The organism is Nocardiopsis kunsanensis DSM 44524, assembly GCF_000340965.1.
Lineage (GTDB): Bacteria > Actinomycetota > Actinomycetes > Streptosporangiales > Streptosporangiaceae > Nocardiopsis > Nocardiopsis kunsanensis.
In genome coordinates this window covers 20,871-42,033 of record NZ_ANAY01000044.1, presented here as the reverse complement: position 1 = coordinate 42,033, position 21,163 = coordinate 20,871, and the positions used below count along the sequence as shown (strand labels likewise).

Below are 21,163 nucleotides of genomic sequence, written 5' to 3'. Positions count from 1 at the left end.
GCGGTCAACCCTGGCATCGATCACTCACCCGGGTGAACGTTCCCGGCCACGGCACTAGGCACGCCCGAGCTCGTACGACCCGCCCTCGCGGGACGAAGTGCCGCCCGGGCGCACTGTTGGCCGGTTCCGGCCAAGCTCCGTCGGGTTGCCGGAGGGTTGTGCGGAGGAAGCGCGTGGGCAGGTCCTGGGGCACGGCCCTTTGCCGTGCCCGGGGCCCATGGACCAGGCACCGGTGTCAGGGTGCCCGCATCCGGGGTTCACAGCCCATCGGAGCCCTGGTCCTTACTCTTTTCCTCGGGCGGGGAGATCGGACAGCAGTCCCTGCTTTGCCGCCCACGCCTCGAACCCGCCGCGTGCAAAAGGAAGACGGAGGTCGGCCCCGATCAGATCGTCCATGAAGGAAGAGGCGCTCTTCACCGTCCACGTGCCCTCGCAGCAGGCATCGGCCACCAGCCCCGCTGTTCCGCGCACACTAAGGCCTCGGCGTTGCGCGACTTTGCGAGCGGGTTTGTCGTCCATGTAGACCGTGCCCCCGTGCACATCGGCGTAGGTGCAGAGGGTGGTCTCGCCGATGTTGTGGTCCGGGGTCATGCGCAGCCTCTGGCTCCATTCCAGGAACCTGCCGTGGAACGCCAACGAGTCCGTCTGCGCCCTGCCCAGCCATGAAGCGGACTCGACCAGTTTCAGGGTTGCGCCGTTCTCGTCGTTACGCCCCACTTCGTCGAGGACGGCTTGGGTGGTGAGGCACTCGTAAGCTTCCAGCAGGCTCCCGAGGACATCGAGGCGGTCGATCCTGGCGGCGTACAACAGCGGTGAGGTGTCGATCAGCAGTATGTGAGGGGAGACCAACCGCTATTCCTCGTCGAACTCGTCGGGGCTCACCTGTTCGTGCATCATCTCGATCGCGCGCTCGACGGTGATGAGGTCTTCCTCGAGTGCTCTCATCACCGCTGATGCGTACCCCGGGGGGACACGGATCTGGGACAGGTCGGGCAAAGGCCTCCACCCCAAGGAGTCCTTGAACTCAGCGGCGGTGGGTGTGCGCTCCTTCATCCGTTGCCAGAACTCTGCACTCTTGTCGCCCTCGGGGGCTGCCTGATGAACGGCCAGGGTCCAGGACACCCGGTAGGTCGCAGCGAGCTCGACGAGGTTGCGGCGTACCTCGTCCTGATCCTTGCGTGCCACGGCCTGACGGGCTCGCGCCTTCGGCAGGAGGAATTCCGCGCCGAAGGCCTCCACCACGTTTTCTCGGTCCTGTCTTGAAGTGTGGACCCCCAGATCGCTGGAGAATTCATCACCCAGAACCAGGTGTCCGAGTTCGTGCGCTGCGGTGCTGCGTTGCCGGCCCGGTTGCAGACGTTCGCTGACGACCGCCACGGCGACCTCGCCGTCCACCAAGGAAGCACCGTGGGCACCTTCGGGCAGGGAGACGACAGAGGTGAACTGCCCGGCACGCTCGCACACCTCGGTCATGGAACCAAGCGGTTCCGTGCCCAGGTCCAATTGACCGCGCAACCATCCGGCCGCTTCCCTGGCTTTGTCGTTGCTGCTCACGGTGCCCGGGAAGCACAGCAGGGGCCGGGGCTGGAGTACTCCGTCGTCCATGAGTTGCCGTACGTCCCGCAGCCAGTCCGAGATTCGGGCCTCGGTTCGGTACGACCTCTTGGAATCGTCGCTCTCGTCGATCTCGGAGGCAATCGCCGCACGGCGGGAGACCACCGCAGGGGGAGCGCTGAGGAAGTGTGTCAGGGGAAAATCGAGCTCTCGGGCGATACGGGTGAGCTCGACGGCGTCGATGTGGCGCCCCCCGGTCTCCAGTTTGGAGACCATGGATCGTTCCAGGCCGATGCGGCGGGCCAACGCACTCTGCGACAAGCCGCTGGAGAGCCGGCTCAATCTGACCCGCTCCCCGATCAGCTCCCAACTCAACTCCTGTGCCATGTGTGCGATCATCGCACAGGGCTTCCGCGCTGTGAATACGGCCCGAGCGAGCTCCACGGAATTCTGCCCCGGAACCCGCCCCGACAGAAACGCCTCTGCGGGAACGCTGAGGGTCGAAACAGCTGCCTACCTCAGCCTTGGCACCCGTGTCTTCGATCCACCACTCCGTCACACCACAGGCCACCCCGACGGAGGTTGGCCGGTTCCGGCCACAGTGAAGCTCCGTCAGGGCGGCCAGAACGCCCTCCAGATGCAGTACCGGAAGTACGCATCGTCCGGTTCACCGGGCAGGACCTGGAACGGCCCGCATACATCACCTCGGTCCTCGCTCGGGCCGCAGGGCGGGGGTATCAGTGCTCCTTCGAGCACCAGAAAACGTTTCAACGCACATAACAGCACCAACAACGTCGTACAAGGAAACCGTGCGCTCAGTCTGTGGCGGTCCATGTATCCGCAGGGCAGACAGGACCATCGCGCACGATGGTGCGTCCGTCCTCGGTACAGGCCACGAGGTTCAGGTCCTCCCGGCACGGCGGGTCCTTGAACTCCGACAGCGGCCAGATGTGCCACGGCGGATCCGGGTCCGGCTATCTCGGGCTGAACTCGGTCTTGTCACCGGGGTCGACAGCCAGACGATCGAAGGACTCAGGATGCCCTTCGTACGAGGGCGGCGGATCCGTGCGCGTGAGGAACACCGCCCGTACGTCCAGGCCGTTCTCCGCCACCACGTCGTCGTAGCGGCTGCATCCGGTCAGCGCGAGCGCGCATACGAGGACTGCGATTGCGGTTCTCGGGTCCCGGTTGCTGCCCATGCTCACCATGTCCGTGTGTGGGGGATGGGCCCGGACCTTAGAACGCTTCGCTGGCGCGGTAAAGAGGTTCGGCCGGCAGCGGCCCGGCTCGCAGAACGCGGCCGATCGAACAATTCGGTTCCCCTCGAGGCGAAGAAGCTCTCGGTCACTGCGTTGCCGAACCGCTGGGCCATCGACCCCGACGGCCCCTTCCTCGCTGCCGACGTGCTGACGGAGACATTCTCCGAGGGGCGCCCGACCGTCGACACCGGCGGTCCAGCCGTACCCCTTGGAGGAGAAGGTCACCGGGCTCACTCCGACTCCTTCAGCTGAGCTGTACTGGGTCGAGAAGATGAAGTTCCAGAGCAAGGACGACCGGTCCACGATCATCTACAACAGTCGGGTGACCGTGTCGGGCATCCCTGAGCGTGCTTACCGGTACCAGTCGGGCGCCCGTTCAGCGATCGAGTGGGTCGTTGACCTTCACCAGATCAAAACCCATAAGGATAGCCGTATCGTCAACGACCCCAACGACTGGTCCGAGGGCCCCCGCTACATCATCGACCTCCTGGGCCGGATCGTGGCGGTGAGCCTGGAGACGGTGGACATCGTGGAGGGGTTGCCCGAGTTGGAGATCCTCGAAGGGTATTCGTATGCAAGAGCCGCCCCTCAGAAAACCTTGAGGGGCGGCTCCGGCTTTTGGGCTACTGGAGGGTGGAGGAGAGGAAGCCGGTCCACTCGGACGCGGGGAAGGGGAGGTGGCCGGCGTCGGGGTGCTTGGAGTCGCGTAGGTCAGCGCCCGAGGCATGTTCACGAACTTCGACACACTCATTGTTCCCGCCGCTGTAAGTCGACGTGTGCCACTCACTCATCGTTGATCCTCTTCATTTCTTCTCGAACTGCTTGCAGCGTCTCACTTGGCCCCCAGGCCACGCCTTGCAGGGCGGCGAACCACATCCTGTAGCGACCGACCTCGTTGGTTGCAGTAATGATTTGCCCCTGGTGGGCGGACTCCACATAGACCACCTCGGGCTGGTCTGCCGACGTGATGACCCGGAAGGGCCCGTTGTTTCCCGCATGACGAGGTTCATCCACTGGCACCACCAGCATGTTGATCCGCTCCTTCTTCAACAGCTCCGCAACGTAGGAGAGCTGTTCCAGCTGGACTTCGGCCGATCCGTAGCGACGCATGAGGAGTGACTGGTCGATAACAAGCCAGATGATGGGGGAGGACGCTTTGGCCATCTGTCGTGCTCGTTCCGCCCGCTGACGGGCTCGCTCGGCGAGCTCGTTCGTGGACAGCCAGGGAGCACCGTAGCGCATCACTGCACGTGAGTAGGGCTCGGTCTGTAGGTATACGGGAAACACCAGGGCCTGGTACTCATACAGGGCGTCGGCGCGGTGTGTGCGTTCAGCGACTTCGTGAAGCCAAGCGCGGCGCCCTGATCCTGTGAGTTCTTCCCACAGGCGTTCCAGGCGCCCATTGCCCTGCAGAACCTCGTCGAGAGATCGGCGAAGCCAGGGGCGGGCCATGGCCTTGCCCTTCTCGATGTCGGATACGTGAGAGTTGCTGACCGCAGAGCCCAGCTGACTGACGCGGCGCGCGACTGTTTCCTGCGTCATCTCTGCCTCCGCTCGCAACCTACGAAGCTCGCGGCCGAAGGCCTTCAAGGAACGTTCATCAGGGGTCATGCATCCTATATGAGCACATCACACAGCTGAGCGTGGAGTTTTTCCAGGGAATTCCAGATGGTCTTGGAAGGTTCGCGGGTTATCCGACGGACCTGGTCTTTCTGCTGTGGCGAGAAGCACTCTGAAGTCGTGTAGGAAGAGGAGATGCGAATTCCTGTATTGCGAGTTATGTCGCATTAAAAGGAGTTTTCTCTCTGTGGATTATTGAAGGAGTGTGTCCGTTAATGTCCGCATTCGCGCCTGAACTCGCTCGCAGCGAGGTCACCGTTCCGCTGTCCAGCTTCATCCGTCCGCACCACGCCCACTACTTCTCCGGGCGCCGCGACCGCCCGCACTTCCGCCACCGCCAGTACAGCTTCCCCGGCATCCCGACGCTGCTGCCGCTGGTACGGGCATTCCTGGACACCTGCGCGGTGTCCTACTCCAGCGACTACCGCTACCTGTTCACCCTGCTGGGCAGTGAGCTGGCCACCAATGCCATCCAGCACAGCCGCTCCAGCCACCCCGGAGGCAGCTTCACTCTCCGGGTCCGCCGCACGGCCTCGGGACTGTACCTGACCTGTCAGGACCGGGGCAGTCTCACCCAACGACAGCGGGGCCGGCTGGAGCCTGAACCCAGGGGCACACGGGCCGGGCGCGAGTCGGGGCGCGGGTTGGCGCTGATCGACACCCTGGCAACTTCGTGGGGCGACAACGCCCATCCGGAGCTGCGCAAGGTCTGGTTCTTCCTGGACCACGACCTCGAGGACAACCCGTGGAGCCAGGTCTGACCTTTCGGCTCCGACCGAACGGGCTCCACACATGAGAGAGGGCTCAGAAGACGCGGCCACGTCTCCTGAGCCCCACACAAACCCTGAACCCCAAGCCTGACGAAAAGCAGAGAAAGCAGGATCGACCATGCATCCTATCCCTCATCCCCGCACCGCGCAGTCGGCTCGCACCATGCAGCCGGGCAGCCTCCCGGGCACCGCCTGCCCCGCGTGCGCCCACGCCACCTGCCGCACGCACCGGGCCCAGACCCTGCCCCGGCTCGGCGGGCACCGCTCCGAGTTCTCCGCCGAACACCACAAGGCAGCCCTGCTCCAGGCCCAGTACCGGGGACTGATCATCTTCTTCGGTGAGGCCACCCAGTCCTACTGGATCGCCACCCCCGCCGGCCTCACCGAGGAACGCACCTGGGACGACCTTCTTGCTCACCTTTGGGCACGCGAGCAGTACAAGCACTGAGCTGACCGGCCCCGGCTCCCTGGTCCCGTTCCGGACCGGAAGCCGGGGCCCTGCGTCTCTCCGGGCCGCCTCCGAAGCCCGTGTTGGACAGCAGCCCGGTCGTCTCGATCGGTGGCAGACCGTCATCCAGTTCGCGCAACCGTTTGTAGACCAGACGCAGATCCGACCTGTTCGCAATGAATCCCCTGGCCGCCGCGGTTCTCAGGATCGTCACCGTGCTGAACAGGTTGATGGAGCCCACGGGCCGTCCGCTGTCCCGGAGCCGTTCGAGCCGCCTGCTCTCCGAGGCTGCGGTCCGTGCCCCGTCCCCGTCGTCGATGAGCACGGTCACCTCATCGCCTGCCTCGGCTGCCACGACCGCATGTGCGATGACCATCGTCTCGCCCAGGTCTTTCGGGTTCGCCGACCGCTCTGCCATGGGTTGATGGGTGATGCGTTGGACGACGGCAGCCAGCTCGGGGGTGTAGTCGTCGCAGAGAACCTGTACATAGTTGGGGTCAGCTTCCGCCAAATCTTCTCGGCGGCGCTGAAACGCGTGCCACGCGGGGACTTGTGCAGTACTTCGCTCTCCACCGTCTCCGGGGCGCTGAGTTTGCCCAGGACACCGATCAGCAGGCGCTCCTTGTTGAGCGAGAGGGAGTTCAGGCCGGGGCCGGCATCGATGATCGGCCGGTGACTCATCCGCTGTCGCTCGCTGTCGTGTCAGGGGCCTCAGTGTCTTCATCAGGAACGTCGAGGGCCTCGTCCAGAGCGGAGAGACCCACGTCCGGCTCCGGTAGTTCGGAGTGGTCGGCCCACATAGCGGGACGGTCGGACGGCACCACACCCGCTTTTCTCAGCTCCACCTCGGTATCTCCCCGGGCCAGACCGCGAAGCGTGGCGATGGCCTGCACGGACAGAACACCCTCGGCATAGCCCCTGATTGCACGGGCCAGGAGCTGTTGCGGAGCCCTACGCCGGGCAGAATCGTCCCGCAGAGCCAGGTACTGGTCGCTCCACCCGAACCGGGTCGCCAACCCCGGTGCGAACAGTGCCATCCACTCCTTCTTGGTGGACAGGTCGATGTATCCCGCCTGGTGCAACGCGATCGAGGCGATCTTGGGGGAGACCAGGAACCGCTGGACCACGGCGGACAGGTCGGACCGGCCGATGGAGCCTCTTTCCCCGAGGAAGGCACGTAGCCCTTCGACGGGCACGAGCAGATGCCGGGCGAAAGCATTGGCACGGCTCTCGCCGGGGGAACGGTTGCTCCAGCCCCCCGTGTCACTGTTCACCCAGTCCTCGAACAACACGTGGCCGAGCTCATGGGCCAGTGTGCTGCGCTGTCGCATCGGATGCTCCGTGCGCGCGACGGCGATGAAGACAGCGCCACGCTCCGGGGCCCGCATCGTCAGACCGTGTTCGTCCTGATCGGCGTCGAGTACGGCCACATCGATGCCGGCGGCCTGCTCGATGATCGCGACGAGGTCGCCCAGCGGCTGCATGCCCAAGTTCTGCTCCCGACGGAACCGTTCAGCCTCGGTACGTCCTTCTTGCTCAGCGTTCACGGTTTCCGGGCCTTGTTTCCCGGCCCTGCTGCCGGTCGTGGCTGGGATGGCCTGGTCGTCCAGGTACTCGTCCAGTTCCAGGAAGTCCAACAGCGCCCGGCGCATGCCGTCCATGTCCGAATCGTTGGTAGCACGGGCCGCACACTGGGCCCGCTCGGCCGACACCCCGGTGCCGGTGAGCTGAGCGACGGTGTGCCCGGTCTCCCACGCGATCGCCACCAGTTCGGGCATCTTCGGGGGCCGGGCGCCCGAGATGATCCGGGACAGACTGGACTGGGAAAGACCGGTGGCGTCCGCGAGGGAACGTTGGCTGAGGCCTGCCGCTGCGCGAGCGCGCTCGATCCGCGCTCCGATATCCGTCATGGTCATGGCCGCCACCTCACCAGCCTGAATCAGACTCTTCAATTGTGATTCAGCATAGCTGTGTGCACCGACACAGGCCAGAGTCTGGGTGCGGTGGCCGAGCAGTACTTACGAGAAGGGGGACTCCGCTCCCTGGTGCGGGCCTCTCGCCGAGTCACCAGCACCACGGTTCAGTTCGCAGGAACCAGTGTCTGGCCGACCACTTCGACGCGTTGATGGGCGGGACGGGCCGCTGGAGCGGGTGTGACGCCATCGGGTTTGTTCGGGGTCAGTGACAGGACGTCACTACAATCACACGCGGCACATCCTCCATCCCCCAGGGAGTACAAATGAAAAGCGGCCGCTCGCCGTACGGACGGTGGATCCTTCCCTCGCTGGTCATGTCCGCGTTGGTGATGGCCTCTGCCTGCACCCCGGTGGGCTCGGACTCACGAACGGAGGACGGAGACGGTTCAGAGGAAGCGGAGGGGCTGAGCGAAGTCGATGAATTCCTTCCGGCGTTGGAGTTCGACCGGACCGGCGCCTATCAACCCGCTGAGGGCGGTTCTCTGCCCCGCGTCGACATCCACGGCCCGGTGATTGTCCACGCGAGTGAACACGCTTTGACGGCCCACGACGTGGTGAACGACGAGCGGCTCTGGAGTGTGTCCCCCGTGCACGGAGAGGTGGGATCCAGGTCGGTCACGATCGCGGAACACGGCGAGAACATCGTCGCTGTCGGTGCCTTCGGGACCACCAAGCCCGGCGCGGGCACGACCAGGGACACCCCCATGCGGGAAGTGCTCGCCATCGACCTCCTGTCGGGCGAGACGCTCTGGCACGAGACCACGGAGGTCGAGGACGAGTTCTACGGGCGGGTGGTCGGGTCGGAAGGGGACTCGGTGATCCTGAGCAGCCGCGGTGCGCTCGCCCTTGACATACACGATGGAAGCCGCCTGTGGTCCGACGCCGAGGTGGATCCCCGCATGGTCGGCGGCAACGGTGTCGTGGTGGCCACTTCGGAAGTGTCCGACAGCGACCTCTACGACATCCACCGGCTGCACGGGCTCGATGCCGAGACTGGCGGCCGAGTGTGGGAAACCTGGGAGGAAGGCGAACACGAGACCCATTCCGACGCCGCGCAAGACGAGTACTCGGCCTTCCTAGACACCGATCCCGACCCCGGCGAGATGGTCATGGAGCACGGATCGCTCAATGGTTACTCCGTGAATGTGGTGCAGCCCGCCGGACCGGGCCGTTTCTACGTCACCGCTTCCAATACAGCAAAATCCTGGGACCGAGACGCCCGAGGTGGGACGATCGCCCTCTTCGATGCCGACACCGGGGTCGCGGACTACAGCATCAACCACGATCCGCTCACCTCCGATATCCCCACCCGTGACGGTTGGGGCGGGGCTACCTGCAGCTACGACCAGGAAACGAGCCTCGCCTGTTGGTTGGAGGATCACGTGGTCACGACCCTGGTCAACATCGATCCCGAGGTCGGCGAGTCACTCTGGTACGAGCAGTTCTCCAGTGACTCCGAACGCCGTTTCACGGAACCGGTGAGTGCTTGGCACGGGGTGCTCTACGCAAGAGTCGAGGGTGAACCGATCATTCTCGACCTCGAGGACGGCTCGGACCTTGTGCTCGACCCAGGTGCGGCACCCGACCTGACCAACGGCACGATCGCGGTCGAAATCGAGATCGAGCACGAAGACATGGAGACGGACCACGGCATACTCCGTGTCTTCCCGGTGACCGGTTGACGGCCGTGCCCCGATGACTGCAATGCACAGTGTTCGATGTAGGTGAGTGTCAGAGCGTGCCCACATCGAGCACCAGATCCGCTGCCGTGCATTGGACCGAAAGCTTCGCACCGTGCGGCGACAGGAACAGTAGAGGTCAGGGGAGCGTCCATTTGTGGAGCATGCTGCCTTCACCGGCGGCGAAGACGCCGCCACCATCGGCGGTGAAGACCACCGATCCGACCTCTCCCTCGTGTCCGGTCAAGGTGGACCGGTGCTCGCCCTCGCGAGTGTCCCACAAGCGCACATCACCGTCGGCGCCACCGAGCGCGACCATCGTCCCGTCCGGGCTGAGGGCCAGTGCGGTGACGTCCGGGCCGTCACCGAAGTGACGAGAGATGAATGTGTCTTCCTGTGTGGTGATCGTGGCGTTCAGTTCCCCGGCGGAGAGGTCCCACAGGCGTGTGATGCCGATTTCGTCGAGGGTTGCGAGCACGTCCCCGCCCTGGTTCAAGGCCGTGGATTCGACCTCGGCTGTGTTGTTGTCGGTCGTGAACACCGTTTCACCGGAAGGAACCTCCCGTACGGTCACCTCGATACCGTCGACCGTGGCCGAGTGGGTGCGGTCGGGGGAGAGGGCACCCGCGAGCAACGGCGGTTTTTGCGCGGGGTGCTCGTCCACCAGTGCTCCACTGGTCAGATCCCACTCACGGATGCCGTTATCGTCTTGCTCCGTGAGAACTGTGGAAGCGTCCGGGCCGACGTACATACGGTCGACCTCCTCATCCAGTTCCAGCTTCAACTCACGTTCCGCGATGTCCCACAGCTGCGCGTCTTCTTCCAGAAGAGCCCCCGTCCGGACCAGGGCGGTTCCGTCCTCGGAGAACGCAACGTTCAGGAGAGTGCGATCGTCTCTGCCTTGCATGTCGCCGATCGGTTCCAGGGTCTCGGCGTCCCACAGCCGGACATGGTTCCGGTACGAGGTGGGCCGCTTGAAGCCCAGATCGAGAGCGAATCGGTCTTTGCCGGCGAGGGTGGCGCCGTCCGGGCTCAGCACCAGTGAACCGACCCTGCTCTCGGGCTCTTCGCCCTCTTCGTACAGGTCCTCTTGGACATCGATCGTGGTCTCCGGGTCCAACACAGGGGCGGAGAAAGGCTTTACCGACATCCAAGTGATCAGGGCCGCCAGCAGCACGACGCACAAGCCTCCGGCCACCAATGGGCGCCGTGGCGAATCGGGGAAGGGCGATGCAACGGGCCGAGTGTGATCCAAGACTTTGGTCGCAGCCAGGGAAGCCACGGGTGTCCGGAGAGGACCTGAGGATACGTCGGTCTCCTCTTGGTCATCACCGAGTTCGTCGTTCTCGAAATGGTCCGGTTCTGCGTTCTCTTCCCATGCAGGGATGCTCTGCGCCGACAACCGTGCTGTGATCTCGCGCGGGGCCGGACGCAGCTCCGGGTCGTGCTCCCAGCAGGCTTCCACCACGGAACGGAGCCGGTCGGGCACCCCCTCCATAGAGGGCGCAGGCGAGATGATCCGCAGTACGACGGCTGCCATGGAGTCCGCGGAGAACGGGTTGGTGCCGTTGGCGGCGGTGGCGATCACGGTTCCCAGGGAGAACATGTCGCTCGCAGGCCCCACTGTTCGCTCTTGGACCTGTTCGGGCGACATGTAGGGAAGTGTGCCCACGACCTGTCCGGTGACCGTCGTCGATCCCGCGTCGAGCGTGCGTGCGATGCCGAAATCGATGATCCTGGGGCCGTCCTCGGCCATGAGAATGTTGCCGGGTTTCAGGTCCCGGTGCACCAACCCGCACGCATGGATGGCATCGAGGCCCTCCGCGAGTCCCTTGGCCAGTGATTCCAGTTCAGGCTCACCGAGTGGCCCCTGTTTCTCGAGTACCTGCTCCAGAGAAGGGGCGGAAATGTAGGCCGTGGCGACCCAGGGAGGCTCTCCTTCGGGATCGGCGTCCACGACCTGCGCCGTGTGGAAACCCCCGACCCTCCGCGCCGCATCGACCTCTCGCGCGAAGCGGCGTCGGAACTCTTCATCATGCGCGAGTTCGGGTCGCACGACCTTGACAACGACGGGCCTGTCACCCGGTGTGCGGGCCAGATAGACCTGACCCATCCCGCCGGAGCCCAACCGGGACTCGAGGGTGTAAAGACCGATCGTGCGGGGGTCATGGTCTTGGAGGGGGCTCACTTCGGCTTCTTTCCCGGTCCTGTCGGTCTGGGGGGACTACGGCACGGTACCGAACGCGTCGGATTCACTGCAGAGGCAGTGGTGTCGAGGGACGAGCCTGCGGGCGGAGCTCGGGGCCCGTGATGGCTCGGTCTGTCTCATGGGGAAGACGATGGGCCCAGAACTTGCCCAGGACACCGATCAGCAGGCGCCTCCTTGTCGAGCGGGAGGAAGTTCAGGCCGGGGCTGATTTGACCGCAAGAGAGGGCCTCCGACATAGGTGTGAATCGACCAAGATCAACACCTGAAGCAAGTCAGGAGGCCCTCCGTGGCCCACATTACCCATGCCAACGCCAAGCTCACGCCCGCCGGACGCCTGGACCTGGCCCGGTGCGTGGTCGAAGCATGCTGCCCTCTCCGGCCGCGGAGATGCCGTCGCCATCCGCGGGAAGACCACCGACTCGACTGTTCCTTCGTGGCCGGTCAGGGTGGTCCGCCTCCCGCGTTGTCCACAGGCCACGGTTCGCATCTGTGCGAGCCGAGCGCTTGCGAGCATCCTTGAGTCATGGATGTGCCGGCAGTCCCCTTGTCTCTCGCCCCGGACGACCACCCTGACACTCCCTTCCTCAACGCCATGGCGATCGCCGAAAGGCAACACGGGGTGATCAGCGGACACCAGGCCAGATGTGCGGGACTCAGCCACAGCGACCTCCGCGGTCTCAAACGCAACGGCACCCTGGGCCACCCCCACACCGGGGTCTATTCCGTGCGTTCACTCGTGGACCGCTCCGACACCGACGGTTTCCTTCGCACGTCGGTCATGGCCGCACAGCTGGCGTTGGGGCCGCGTTCCTTCGCGGGAGCACAGACGGCCGCGCACCTCTGGGGCATGCAGGGACTGCCCCGCTGGGACGGGCACACGGTGCACATGGTCGTTCCCGGGCCCGGGACGAAGCGGCACCGCCACCGCATCACGCTGCACACCTGGGAGATCGGCACGGGAGAGATCACCGCGCTCGACGGTTCTCTGCGATTGACCACGCCCGGGCGGAGCCTGCGCGACACCTTTCTGGAGGTGGATCGCGAGACCGCCGTGTGCCTCATGGACTCGGCGCTCAACCAGGCCCTCGTCCGCGCGGAAGACCTCGACGTGCTGGCCCTGGCCAACCGGCACCGCAAGGGGTGCGTACGCACATATCCTTGGTGGTTCCTGGCGGACGGTCGGGCCGAGAGCCCGTTGGAGACCAGGGTGCGTCTGGTTTGTACGGACGCCGGGTTTGCGCCCACCGATCTCCAGCACCGCTTCGTGGACGATGCCGGTCGGCTCATCGCTGTGGCCGACCTGTGGTGGGAGGATCTGCGGCTCATCGGTGAGGCGGACGGCCTCGGGCCGCACAGTCGCCCCGAGGCCCTGGCCAGGGACCGCACACGCCAGAACGCCCTTCAGCTGCACTACCCGGGGGTGCGCATCGTCCGGTTCACCTGGCAGGACCTGGCGCGGCCCGCCTACATCACCTCGGTCCTGGCCCGGGCCGCCGGGCGGGGTTGTTAGTGCTAGTACGGGCACCAGAAAACGTTTTCAGTGCCTACAAGAGCACTAACAACCTGAAGCCGGCGCGATCGCCACACCGCGCCGGCCGCGCCCCCTACAGCCTCAGTACGTGATGGCGCCGGTGGAGGCGGAACGTACCAGCTTCGTGTACTTGCCGAGCACACCCTCCGGGAACTGGTTGGGCAGGGGCTCCCAGCCGTCCCGGCGTGCCTCGATCTCCTCCGCGTCGACGTGGAGATCGATGGTGCGCTCCCCGATGTCGACACTGATGCTGTCCCCGTCGCGGACGAACGCGATGGCTCCGCCGTCGACCGCCTCCGGGGCGAGGTGGCCCACGCACAGGCCCGTCGTGCCACCGGAGAAACGTCCGTCCGTGAGCAGCAGGACGTCGCTGCCCAGGCCCGCGCCCTTGATCGCCGCGGTGATGGCCAGCATCTCCCGCATTCCGGGGCCGCCCTTGGGCCCCTCGTAGCGGATCACCACGACGTCGCCCTTGTGGATCTCCCCGTTGCTGAGCGCGTCCAACGCCGCCTGCTCGCGTTCGAACACACGCGCCGGCCCGGTGAAGACCTCGGTGTCGAACCCGGCGGTCTTGACGACGGCGCCCTCCGGTGCGAGCGATCCGCGCAGGACGGTGAGGCCGCCGGTGGGGTGGAGGGGATCGTCGAGGCCGCGCAGGACGGTGCCGTCGATCGGGTCCGGCTCCAGGTCCTGCAGGTTCTCCGCAACGGTCCGGCCCGTGACGGTGAGTGCGTCGCCGTGCAGGAACCCCGCGTCCAGGAGCGCCTTCATCAGCACGGGCACGCCGCCCACCTGGTCGACGTCCTTCATCACGTACTTGCCGAACGGCTTGAGGTCGGCGATGTGCGGCACACGGTCACCGATGCGGTTGAAATCCTCGAGTCGGAGGTCGACCTTGGCCTCGTGGGCGATGGCGAGCAGGTGCAGGACCGCGTTGGTGGAACCGCCCAGCGCCATGACCACGGTGATGGCGTTCTCGAACGCCTTCTTCGTCATGATGTCGCGCGCGGTGATGCCCTGCTGGAGCATGTTGACCACCGCTTCACCGGACAGGTGCGCGTAGTTGTCGCGGCGCCGGTCGGCGGACGGGGGAGAGGTCGAACCGGGAAGGCTCATCCCCATCGCCTCGGAGATCGAAGCCATGGTGTTGGCGGTGAACATGCCGCCGCAGGCGCCTTCGCCGGGACAGATGGCGCGTTCGACCTTGTCGAGGTCGGTCCTGCTCATCCTGCCTGCCTTGCAGGCGCCCACCCCCTCGAAGGCGTCGATGAGCGTCACGTCCTTCTCCGTGCCGTCGGACAGCTTCACCCAACCGGGCGCGATGGTGCCCGCGTACATGAAGACCGAGGCCAGGTCCAGGCGTGCGGCCGCCATGAGCATGCCCGGCAGCGACTTGTCGCAGCCCGCGAGCAGGACCGACCCGTCCAGGCGCTCGGCCTGCATGACCGTCTCCACGGAGTCGGCGATCACCTCACGCGAGACGAGGGAGAAGTGCATGCCCTCGTGACCCATGGAGATGCCGTCCGAGACCGAGATCGTGCCGAACTCCAAGGGGTAACCGCCCCCGGCGTGCACGCCGCTCTTGGAAGCGCGGGCAAGACGGTCCAGGGAGAGGTTGCAGGGGGTGATCTCGTTCCACGAGCCGGCCACCCCGATGATCGGTTTGTCCCAGTCACCGTCGCCCATACCGACGGCGCGGAGCATGCCGCGGGCAGGGGCGGCCTCGACACCGTCGGTGACGGTGCGGCTGCGCGGTTTCGGATCGATGGCCATAGCGGATACCTCGTACGGGGTTGGCGGCGAACTGATGCACGGTCCTCGTTCCCGGCCCGGAACCGGGATGCCGGTCGGCGGAAGCATCCGGTCGCTGCATGGTTGGGCGACGGACACCCCGCCCTCTCGCGGACCCGGTGTGAGCCGTGCCTTCCCGATCCGGGACACGGTCGACCCAGCGCTGAGACTGCGCGGTTCCAGGAGGCGGCTGTGGGGCGGTGGCCTGTACCGGTCCTGTGGGGAACGTATTGCGGCATGCTATCGAACGTCGGACCCGGTACAGAGACAGCGGTAGCGCCCGACCACGTGGGCCGCGGCTCCTCCTGGCGGTGCTCGGACAGCTGCCGGGCGGCCCCGCCCGGGGCCGTCCTCGGCTCTTCACGCCTCGCCTTGTGGGGGCAGGCTCGCCACCATAGGCGTGTCCACCCCGACCCGGCCGATCCTGGCGGCGCCCCCGGGAGAGCCCAACGGGTCCGTGCGGCCGGGCAGCGGCTGGGTGAAGAACTCCTCGTTGTCTGCCAGATACGCGTCGAACTCCGTGGGAAGGTCGTCCTCGTAGTAGATGGCCTCGACCGGGCACACCGGTTCGCAGGCGCCGCAGTCGATGCATTCCTCGGGCTGGATGTACAGCATCCGGTCGCCTTCGTAGATGCAGTCGACCGGACACTCGTCCACGCAAGAGCGGTCCAACACGTCCGCACACGGCTGGGCGATCACATAGGTCATATTCCGAATTTTATGTCTGTCGGATTTTCACGGCCTTTTTTGGAAGTAAAATAAGGGCATTCGGTGCGGGCGAAAATGTCGGGGTGAAGAAACGGCCCGGGCCGCTGCCCGGGCCACCGGACACGGTTTACCAGTCGCCGTCGCGTACGTACGGCCGTGCCCACAGCGCCACGTTCAGGGTCACCGCCTTGAACCAGGCCTGGTGCATCGCTTCCACCTGCTCGGCGCTGTGCCCCTTCTTGCCCAGGAAATCCCGCATGGTGGCGGTGATGGGGTAGATGAAGGCGATGATGTAGCGCAGCGGGATGTTGTCCACCGAGTCCGCGCCGTCGGTGGTGTTCTTCTTCTCGTGGGTGTGGCGCTGGGCGATCTCTTCCTGGTGGTCGAGCCAGGTCCGGTCGTAGGGACGCCGGCAGGTGTCGAGGATCCACTGGCTGAACCGCGGCCGCACGCGGTCCAGGTACTCCTGGATCGGTTCACCTCCGGGTGTGGAGAAGTAGGCCACCAGATGCGGGTGGTCGGCGACGAACCCGTACCAGACGTCGAGCACGTCATCGACCTGGTCCTCGAGCACGTCCCCCGCCGTCCGCAGCGCCTGCTCGTCGTCGCCGGTGAACATCACGGTGGCCTTGAGCTGGGCCAGTTCCTCCGTGTCGACCGGAGACGCGGCTGTGCCGCTGCTGCCGTAGGTGTAGCCGGGGATCGACTCGCTCATTCCTCTGCCCTCCGTGCGTGCGGGATTGCCCCTGAAAGGGTCAGCGTAGGAGCGCTTCGGCCCTGTACACAGGACAAACACCCGTCGAGGCGGGTCGGCCCCTGTCTGCTCGGACCCGCCTGACCGGGCACCGGTGTGTGGGCGGGGCACATCCATGGGGCTGGAGATGGCGAGCCCCGATGGCACAGGCAGCAGAGAAGACCTACCGGCGCCGTAAACTCACCGGATGAGCGACACGGAGTCCGGATCCGTCGGCGAACCGGATGCGGCGGACGGGCCGCACACACGTAGACCGGCAGCCGCACTGTGGTTGGTGACCCTCGCAGCTCTGACGGTGCACAACGTCGAGGAGGGGATGCTCGGCCTCAACCGGTGGCTCACCGAGCGACCATGGTTCCCCCCACAGGCCTCCCACCTGAGCGACGGACAGTTCACCGCCGCGCTCGTCATTGTGACCGTGGCCGTGGGGATCATCGCCGTGGTTTCGGTGTTCATGCCTCCCCGATGGGGAATCGAAGCGCTCACGGCGGTCGCCTACGCGCTGATCGTCAACGCCGTCAGCCACATCCTCATGAGCTTCGTGTCCTGGGACCCCATGCCGGGGATGTTCACGAGCGTGCTCGTACTGCTGCCCGTGAGCATCCTCGTGCTCCGGCGCCTGCCCGCCACACGATGGACGGCTGGATCGGTGGTCGGGACCGTGCTCCTCGCGTTCGTCCTCCTGTTCGGCGCGCTCGTGCCGGCGCAGTACCTGCCCCTGTGAGGTCCGTGCCGGTCGTGGAGCCGAGCAGCGAACACGGGGCGGGCGACCCCGCCCCGTGTTTCACCCCTCGGTACGTACCACTGCCGTTCCCTCGTCAGCGTGCTGTTCATCGGTGCCGGTCGGGTAGGAGCCCGGACGTTTGTGGTCGCGCCGGTCCCGGTCCCGGGAGATCCAGGCCTTGCCCTCGGCGGCGATCCCTTCCAGGATGCGCCGCGTGTGGAAGAAGCCGGAGGCGTCGAGGTTCACCATCTCGACATCGCCTTCCTCCTCCTCGTGCTCCGGGGCATCGGTCGGGGGCTCGGACACAGTGATCTCTCTGGGGCCTCCGTTGTTCAAGGTCAGATACAGCGTGTAGCTGACCCGGCTCTGTTCTGTCACGCGAACCGAGGAGACCGTGTCGAAGCGGAACTCCTCGAACTCACGCCTGCCGACCACGCCCTTGTTGAAGTCGAGCCGGGCCTCCACGTCCCGAACCCCTTCGCCGGTGACGAGGAAGAGCCGGATCACGTACTTCGAGTAGCGCCACGCACCACCTGGCACCATGGCCCGTCGGCACGGTTGGTCCGCGACATGCAGGAACGTGTGAGCGACGATCTCGTGCCACGACAACCGGTAGCGGGAGAGCGCGTGCTGGAGGACAAGGGTCTTGTCGGCGTTGAGCCAGGCCTCCATCTCCGGTTCCGTGGGGCGCAGACGCTCCAGCTTGCTCTTCCACCGGTGGTACTCGGCCCCCCGCTCCTTGCGGATCTGCTCGCTCTCCCGCCTTTCCTCCCGGACCCGCCACGACTCGCTGATGAGTGTCGCCCAGAGGGGCAGGGCGAACCTGGCCCCCACCCCCGCGAGCAGGAGGCAGCCCACAGCGGTGGCCGGCACGTGGAAGAGCGCGGTGACAACTACGGTCATGAGACCGGCCGCGGTGAGGGCGGAGAAGAACACGGCCCTCGCCTTGGTCATCGCCCCAGCCCCGTGCCGCGCCCGGGGATCGAGCGGCCTGTCCGAACGTGAACGCTGCCGGACATCGCGTGCCATGTAACGGATCAGCCAGCGGACCCGTCCGGCCTCGACCTCGCTTTCGCGGTAGAGGTGGACCACCTCGTCGCGCAGTGCCCGCCGAACAGCAGCCGTCTCGTCGAGCCACTGCCTCCGTTGCGCGGGCTCAGGAGCGTATTTCGAGAAGTAGTGCTCGAAGTCGTGGTCGACGCGGTCGGCGAACCCGCCCTTCGGGGGTGCCTTCGCGCGGGGCTTGATGAGGTTCCTGTTCTCCCCGCCCTGGAGGAGCCGGTTCCGGTGCCACCAGAGAAGAGCCTCGTGCAACGCGAAGTACCCGGCGACCGGAGCCAGGAGACAGGTCAGCAGAACGAAGGGGCCGCCATGGGTGAGGGCCGCCCACCCGATGGTTCCGGCGCAACAGGCGAGCAGGACGGACCAGACCGACGCCCAGAAGAGGTCCCACGACGTGGTGCTGCTCGGTTTCGGTTCCCTGACACGGGCACCGATGGGGACGGGTTCGAAGTAGGACCAGACACGTTCGGTGCGGCCGTTGCCGTGTACGGTCTGCTCCGCATCGCGGACGGTGTGTATCCACAGCCCCTCCTTCATGCCGCCGGTGATCATGAGGCTCAGGTGGTGGATGATGGGTCGACGTTGCTCGGAGGGAAGCGCGAGCAGGGCATCGACCGTGGCTTCCGAGCTGTTGTTCTGCCCGGCCAGGCAGGCCAGTAATACGAAGACCGCGTCGAGTGCCTTCGTCCACTCGTCCTCGGGGTAAGTGTGCGCACGTACGGACAGCAGGCGCAGCTCCTGGTGGTCCTCGGAGGAGAGATCCCGGAAGGAACGTTTGCTGAGCACGGACAGGACACGGTGGAAAGCGACCTCCCCGCTGTCGTGCCCATCGGCGACGGCTTCGGTGATCAGGTCGCGTGCCTTGGCCGGAACCCCGTTCTGCAGGTACCGGAGGCCGACCCTGTACTTGTCTTCCGGTTGGGCGTCGGGGCCCACCAGGTAGATGTCGGAGTCGTGCACGTGGCCGAACTGGCCCCCGACGAAGGCCCCCGCCCCGGCCGTGTTGGTGGTGTCACCGGTGTTGCCGGTCTCGGGCCCGCTCATGAGGTCCCCTTCACCGCGCTGATCAGAGGTGCGATCCTGGCGCCCAAGGACGCGAGGTCGCCGAGCAGGCCCCACAGGCGCTTCAGGGCCAGGATCGAGGACTTCTTCCCCTCGGGGGTGCCTTCCTCGATCCCTTTGCTCGCGGTGTCGAGTTCCTCCGATGCCGCCTCGTACGTCTCCTCGTCGATGCGTCCGGCGGAGCGTTCCTGCGCCAACCCCTCGCGCAGGGAGTCCAGTTCTGCCACCACGTCGGGGGCCGCTCCGGAGGCCGGGAGCGATACGTGGAACGTGCCACCGCTGACATGGCCGGCCTGGACACCAACGGTCCCGTTGGAGGTGTTGGTGACGTTGCCGGTGTCGCGGGGGTCCTTCTTCTCGCGCATGCTGGAGGGCTCCTCTGTTCCTACGAGCTCTCCGGCGAGCTCGAGTGCGAAGTCGGCGGCGTTGGCTGCGGCGACCGGCTGCCAGGCCCGGTCGGCCTCGGTGGCCTTCTCCCCGTCGGCGCGGTCGCTGATCCCGCGCACGACGGCGACCGGTGTCCCGCTCAGGTGTCCTGCCTGGGCGATACCGGCGCCTTCCATCTCGACCGCGAGCGCGTCGTTGTAGGTCTGCCGGATCCACGCGGCTTCATGGGAGACGCGGGAGTTCTGGACGACCTCCCCTGCCGCGATGGGGCCGAAGTGCACGTGAGGCCGGTCCTGCTGGGCAGGGGCATGCCGGCACCAGGTGCCGAGCCTGGCCAGGTGCTGGGCCGTCTGGCTGATCCCGTGGGGGGACTCCCACGCACGCGGGCGGGCCTTGAGGCCGTCGTCCTCGCTGGTTCCGCCGTGGTAGGCGTACACGTGGGTGGCCACCACCACGTCGCCCAGCGGGGTGTCCCACAGGGCTCCGGCCACGCCCACGAAGAGCAATGCCGCAGGGGAGAACTCCTGGATCGCCCGCTCCGTCAGGACGGCCGAGGACTGGTTGCCCTTGCCGGTGAGCGCGAGGGCCACGCGGCCCCGGCCCCCGGGCAGCGTGCCCACCTCGAACAGGGTGCCGCGGGGATGCAGGTACGGCTCGGGGGAGGTGAGTTTCTCCCGTACGGCTTCGTATTCGAGGTTGAGGGCGGTCAGTACCACCACCGGGGTGTCGTTCATCGTTCCTCGCTCTGTGTCGGGGGGTCGGGGCGCATCATCGGGGGCCGTAGCCGGGTCCGGGGGCCGCGTCGGAACAGTCGGGCGGGCCGACCGCGCGTCGGCCGGCGGTCCGACACCGCAGGGAGGATGAAACCCGGGACCGCCTGGACCTTGCGGTAGAAGTTGCGCGGATCGAGTTGCTGTCCCCACACGGCCTCGTAGACCCGTTGGAGTTCGGAGATCGTGAAGGTCTCGTTGCAGAAGGCCGTGGCCAGGGACGTGTGCTCGAGTTCGGTACGGGCTTGTTCCACGCCGTCCTCGAGGATGCGGTGGTGGTCGAAGGCCAGGGGCGCGCGTCCGGAGGTGAACTCCTCCACGGGCAGCCATGAGGCCGCCGATGCGTCGGTACCGGCTTCGGGCTCGGGCAGGCCGGGGGCGATGGCGAGGTAGGCCACGGAGACGACTCGGCCACGAGGATCTCGGTCGGGGGACCCGTAGGCGCCCAGTTGTTCCAGGTGCAGCCGTGAGGCGTCGAGGTTGGCTTCCTCGGACAGTTCCCGGTGTGCGGCGGCACGGATGTCCTCTCCCGAGTCGAAGAGGAAACCGCCGGGCAGCGCCGAGGCCCCTTCGTACGGTTCGATCCCGCGCTCCACGAGGAGGACGTGCAGCCTCGAGGAGCGCAGGGTGAGGATCACCAGGTCGACCGCCAGGAGGACGGGGGGTGGTTCCCAGGATGTTTCTTCCATAGCGGGAACATTATCTTTTTGTCAGATCAACAGGAAGGGGTTTCCCCTGTTTTTGAGTATGTTTTTCTGTTTGCCTTATGGGGTTTCTGTGGTGGGTGGTGGTGATGTTTATTTATGGCATGAATGTCCGATGCGGCTTCTTTCTCATATGTGGCGCGGGGCGCACAGGT

General features: G+C 66.1%; 19 protein-coding genes and 1 pseudogene. 6 read left to right on the top strand and 14 right to left on the bottom strand.

Annotated features, from left to right (window positions below):
• Window positions 1-282: 282 nt before the first annotated feature.
• The 3 genes from D456_RS0121425 to D456_RS0121415 form a co-directional block, all read right to left on the bottom strand.
• Window positions 283-849 carry a hypothetical protein gene (locus tag D456_RS0121425; RefSeq protein ID WP_017578225.1) on the bottom strand — a complete coding sequence of 189 codons (567 nt, stop codon included), beginning with the start codon at window positions 847-849 and terminating at the stop codon, window positions 283-285.
• Window positions 850-852: 3 nt separating this feature from the next.
• Entirely contained in the window at window positions 853-1,953 is a 1,101-nt protein-coding gene (locus D456_RS0121420) for a helix-turn-helix domain-containing protein (protein WP_017578224.1), read from the bottom strand.
• Window positions 1,954-2,528: 575 nt separating this feature from the next.
• A complete protein-coding gene (locus D456_RS0121415) occupies window positions 2,529-2,753 on the bottom strand; it encodes a hypothetical protein (protein ID WP_026116095.1) in 225 nt (74 codons plus the stop codon).
• A gap of 268 nt (window positions 2,754-3,021) precedes the next feature.
• Here D456_RS0121415 and D456_RS27835 point away from each other — a divergent pair.
• Window positions 3,022-3,288 (top strand): annotated as a pseudogene (locus tag D456_RS27835) (type ISP restriction/modification enzyme); the annotation flags it as partial.
• A 148-nt stretch (window positions 3,289-3,436) separates the two neighbouring features.
• On the opposite strand, the gene D456_RS26145 reads toward D456_RS27835, so the two are convergent.
• Together D456_RS26145 and D456_RS0121405 are read right to left on the bottom strand one after the other, a co-directional pair.
• A complete protein-coding gene (locus D456_RS26145; protein ID WP_017578222.1) occupies window positions 3,437-3,604 on the bottom strand; it encodes a DUF397 domain-containing protein in 168 nt (55 codons plus the stop codon).
• On the bottom strand, window positions 3,597-4,424 hold the full coding sequence (locus D456_RS0121405; RefSeq protein ID WP_026116094.1) for a helix-turn-helix domain-containing protein: 828 nt from the start codon (window positions 4,422-4,424) through the stop codon (window positions 3,597-3,599). Before D456_RS0121405 ends, D456_RS26145 begins: the two co-directional genes overlap by 8 nt.
• A gap of 224 nt (window positions 4,425-4,648) precedes the next feature.
• On the opposite strand from D456_RS0121405, the gene D456_RS0121400 reads away from it, so the two are divergent.
• Both D456_RS0121400 and D456_RS0121395 read left to right on the top strand, forming a co-directional pair.
• Complete coding sequence (locus tag D456_RS0121400) at window positions 4,649-5,194, top strand: ATP-binding protein (protein WP_017578220.1); 546 nt, start codon at window positions 4,649-4,651, stop codon at window positions 5,192-5,194.
• A 127-nt stretch (window positions 5,195-5,321) separates the two neighbouring features.
• Window positions 5,322-5,651, top strand: a complete 330-nt coding sequence (locus D456_RS0121395) for a hypothetical protein (RefSeq protein WP_017578219.1) — start codon at window positions 5,322-5,324, stop codon at window positions 5,649-5,651.
• Here D456_RS0121395 and D456_RS26140 read toward each other — a convergent pair.
• On the bottom strand, window positions 5,584-6,162 hold the full coding sequence (locus tag D456_RS26140) for a hypothetical protein (RefSeq protein ID WP_204366795.1): 579 nt from the start codon (window positions 6,160-6,162) through the stop codon (window positions 5,584-5,586). The two genes, D456_RS0121395 and D456_RS26140, sit on opposite strands and share 68 nt — an antisense overlap.
• A gap of 166 nt (window positions 6,163-6,328) precedes the next feature.
• Window positions 6,329-7,567, bottom strand: coding sequence for an ImmA/IrrE family metallo-endopeptidase (locus D456_RS0121380; RefSeq protein ID WP_017578216.1), 1,239 nt, complete (start codon window positions 7,565-7,567; stop codon window positions 6,329-6,331).
• Between the two features lie 323 nt (window positions 7,568-7,890).
• On the opposite strand from D456_RS0121380, the gene D456_RS0121375 reads away from it, so the two are divergent.
• Entirely contained in the window at window positions 7,891-9,309 is a 1,419-nt protein-coding gene (locus D456_RS0121375; RefSeq protein WP_017578215.1) for an outer membrane protein assembly factor BamB family protein, read from the top strand.
• 136 nt (window positions 9,310-9,445) lie between these two features.
• On the opposite strand, the gene D456_RS26960 is transcribed toward D456_RS0121375, so the two are convergent.
• On the bottom strand, window positions 9,446-11,494 hold the full coding sequence (locus D456_RS26960) for a WD40 repeat domain-containing serine/threonine protein kinase (protein WP_017578214.1): 2,049 nt from the start codon (window positions 11,492-11,494) through the stop codon (window positions 9,446-9,448).
• A 544-nt stretch (window positions 11,495-12,038) separates the two neighbouring features.
• Here D456_RS26960 and D456_RS0121365 point away from each other — a divergent pair.
• Window positions 12,039-13,025, top strand: a complete 987-nt coding sequence (locus tag D456_RS0121365) for a PDDEXK family nuclease (RefSeq protein ID WP_017578213.1) — start codon at window positions 12,039-12,041, stop codon at window positions 13,023-13,025.
• A 102-nt stretch (window positions 13,026-13,127) separates the two neighbouring features.
• Here the strand turns inward: D456_RS0121365 and ilvD are convergent, their stop codons facing one another.
• From ilvD to D456_RS0121350, 3 genes are all read right to left on the bottom strand, one after another.
• The gene (ilvD, locus tag D456_RS0121360; RefSeq protein WP_017578212.1) at window positions 13,128-14,819 is read right to left on the bottom strand and encodes a dihydroxy-acid dehydratase; all 1,692 of its coding nucleotides are present in this window, start codon (window positions 14,817-14,819) and stop codon (window positions 13,128-13,130) included.
• A gap of 378 nt (window positions 14,820-15,197) precedes the next feature.
• Window positions 15,198-15,545 (bottom strand): ferredoxin, encoded by a 348-nt coding sequence (fdxA, locus tag D456_RS0121355; RefSeq protein WP_017578211.1) that lies wholly within the window; start codon window positions 15,543-15,545, stop codon window positions 15,198-15,200.
• Between the two features lie 127 nt (window positions 15,546-15,672).
• Window positions 15,673-16,260 (bottom strand): protoglobin domain-containing protein, encoded by a 588-nt coding sequence (locus tag D456_RS0121350; protein ID WP_017578210.1) that lies wholly within the window; start codon window positions 16,258-16,260, stop codon window positions 15,673-15,675.
• Window positions 16,261-16,486: 226 nt separating this feature from the next.
• Here D456_RS0121350 and D456_RS0121345 point away from each other — a divergent pair, with 226 nt between their 5' ends.
• Window positions 16,487-17,023, top strand: a complete 537-nt coding sequence (locus D456_RS0121345) for an HXXEE domain-containing protein (RefSeq protein ID WP_017578209.1) — start codon at window positions 16,487-16,489, stop codon at window positions 17,021-17,023.
• 60 nt (window positions 17,024-17,083) lie between these two features.
• Here D456_RS0121345 and D456_RS24755 read toward each other — a convergent pair whose 3' ends face one another.
• The 3 genes from D456_RS24755 to D456_RS0121330 are packed head-to-tail and all read right to left on the bottom strand — an operon-like array spanning window position 17,084 to window position 20,993.
• Window positions 17,084-19,129 (bottom strand): hypothetical protein, encoded by a 2,046-nt coding sequence (locus tag D456_RS24755; protein ID WP_017578208.1) that lies wholly within the window; start codon window positions 19,127-19,129, stop codon window positions 17,084-17,086.
• The gene (locus tag D456_RS0121335; protein WP_017578207.1) at window positions 19,126-20,268 is read right to left on the bottom strand and encodes a 5'-methylthioadenosine/S-adenosylhomocysteine nucleosidase family protein; all 1,143 of its coding nucleotides are present in this window, start codon (window positions 20,266-20,268) and stop codon (window positions 19,126-19,128) included. Before D456_RS0121335 ends, D456_RS24755 begins: the two co-directional genes overlap by 4 nt.
• A complete protein-coding gene (locus D456_RS0121330; protein ID WP_017578206.1) occupies window positions 20,265-20,993 on the bottom strand; it encodes an NUDIX hydrolase in 729 nt (242 codons plus the stop codon). The genes D456_RS0121335 and D456_RS0121330 overlap by 4 nt, the downstream gene beginning before the upstream one ends.
• Window positions 20,994-21,163 lie beyond the last annotated feature (170 nt).

Coding starts and splice junctions, on each gene's coding strand:
- D456_RS0121375 (WP_017578215.1), top strand. CDS start 7,891: ATGAAAAGCGGCCGCTCGCCGTACGGACGGTGGATCCTTCCCTCGCTG.
- ilvD (WP_017578212.1), bottom strand. CDS start 14,819: ATGGCCATCGATCCGAAACCGCGCAGCCGCACCGTCACCGACGGTGTC.
- D456_RS26145 (WP_017578222.1), bottom strand. CDS start 3,604: ATGAGTGAGTGGCACACGTCGACTTACAGCGGCGGGAACAATGAGTGT.
- D456_RS0121415 (WP_026116095.1), bottom strand. CDS start 2,753: ATGGGCAGCAACCGGGACCCGAGAACCGCAATCGCAGTCCTCGTATGC.
- D456_RS0121405 (WP_026116094.1), bottom strand. CDS start 4,424: ATGACCCCTGATGAACGTTCCTTGAAGGCCTTCGGCCGCGAGCTTCGT.
- D456_RS0121365 (WP_017578213.1), top strand. CDS start 12,039: ATGGATGTGCCGGCAGTCCCCTTGTCTCTCGCCCCGGACGACCACCCT.
- D456_RS0121350 (WP_017578210.1), bottom strand. CDS start 16,260: ATGAGCGAGTCGATCCCCGGCTACACCTACGGCAGCAGCGGCACAGCC.
- D456_RS0121345 (WP_017578209.1), top strand. CDS start 16,487: ATGAGCGACACGGAGTCCGGATCCGTCGGCGAACCGGATGCGGCGGAC.
- D456_RS0121330 (WP_017578206.1), bottom strand. CDS start 20,993: ATGGAAGAAACATCCTGGGAACCACCCCCCGTCCTCCTGGCGGTCGAC.
- D456_RS0121395 (WP_017578219.1), top strand. CDS start 5,322: ATGCATCCTATCCCTCATCCCCGCACCGCGCAGTCGGCTCGCACCATG.
- D456_RS0121380 (WP_017578216.1), bottom strand. CDS start 7,567: ATGACCATGACGGATATCGGAGCGCGGATCGAGCGCGCTCGCGCAGCG.
- D456_RS0121420 (WP_017578224.1), bottom strand. CDS start 1,953: ATGATCGCACACATGGCACAGGAGTTGAGTTGGGAGCTGATCGGGGAG.
- D456_RS0121335 (WP_017578207.1), bottom strand. CDS start 20,268: ATGAACGACACCCCGGTGGTGGTACTGACCGCCCTCAACCTCGAATAC.
- fdxA (WP_017578211.1), bottom strand. CDS start 15,545: ATGACCTATGTGATCGCCCAGCCGTGTGCGGACGTGTTGGACCGCTCT.
- D456_RS0121400 (WP_017578220.1), top strand. CDS start 4,649: ATGTCCGCATTCGCGCCTGAACTCGCTCGCAGCGAGGTCACCGTTCCG.
- D456_RS24755 (WP_017578208.1), bottom strand. CDS start 19,129: ATGAGCGGGCCCGAGACCGGCAACACCGGTGACACCACCAACACGGCC.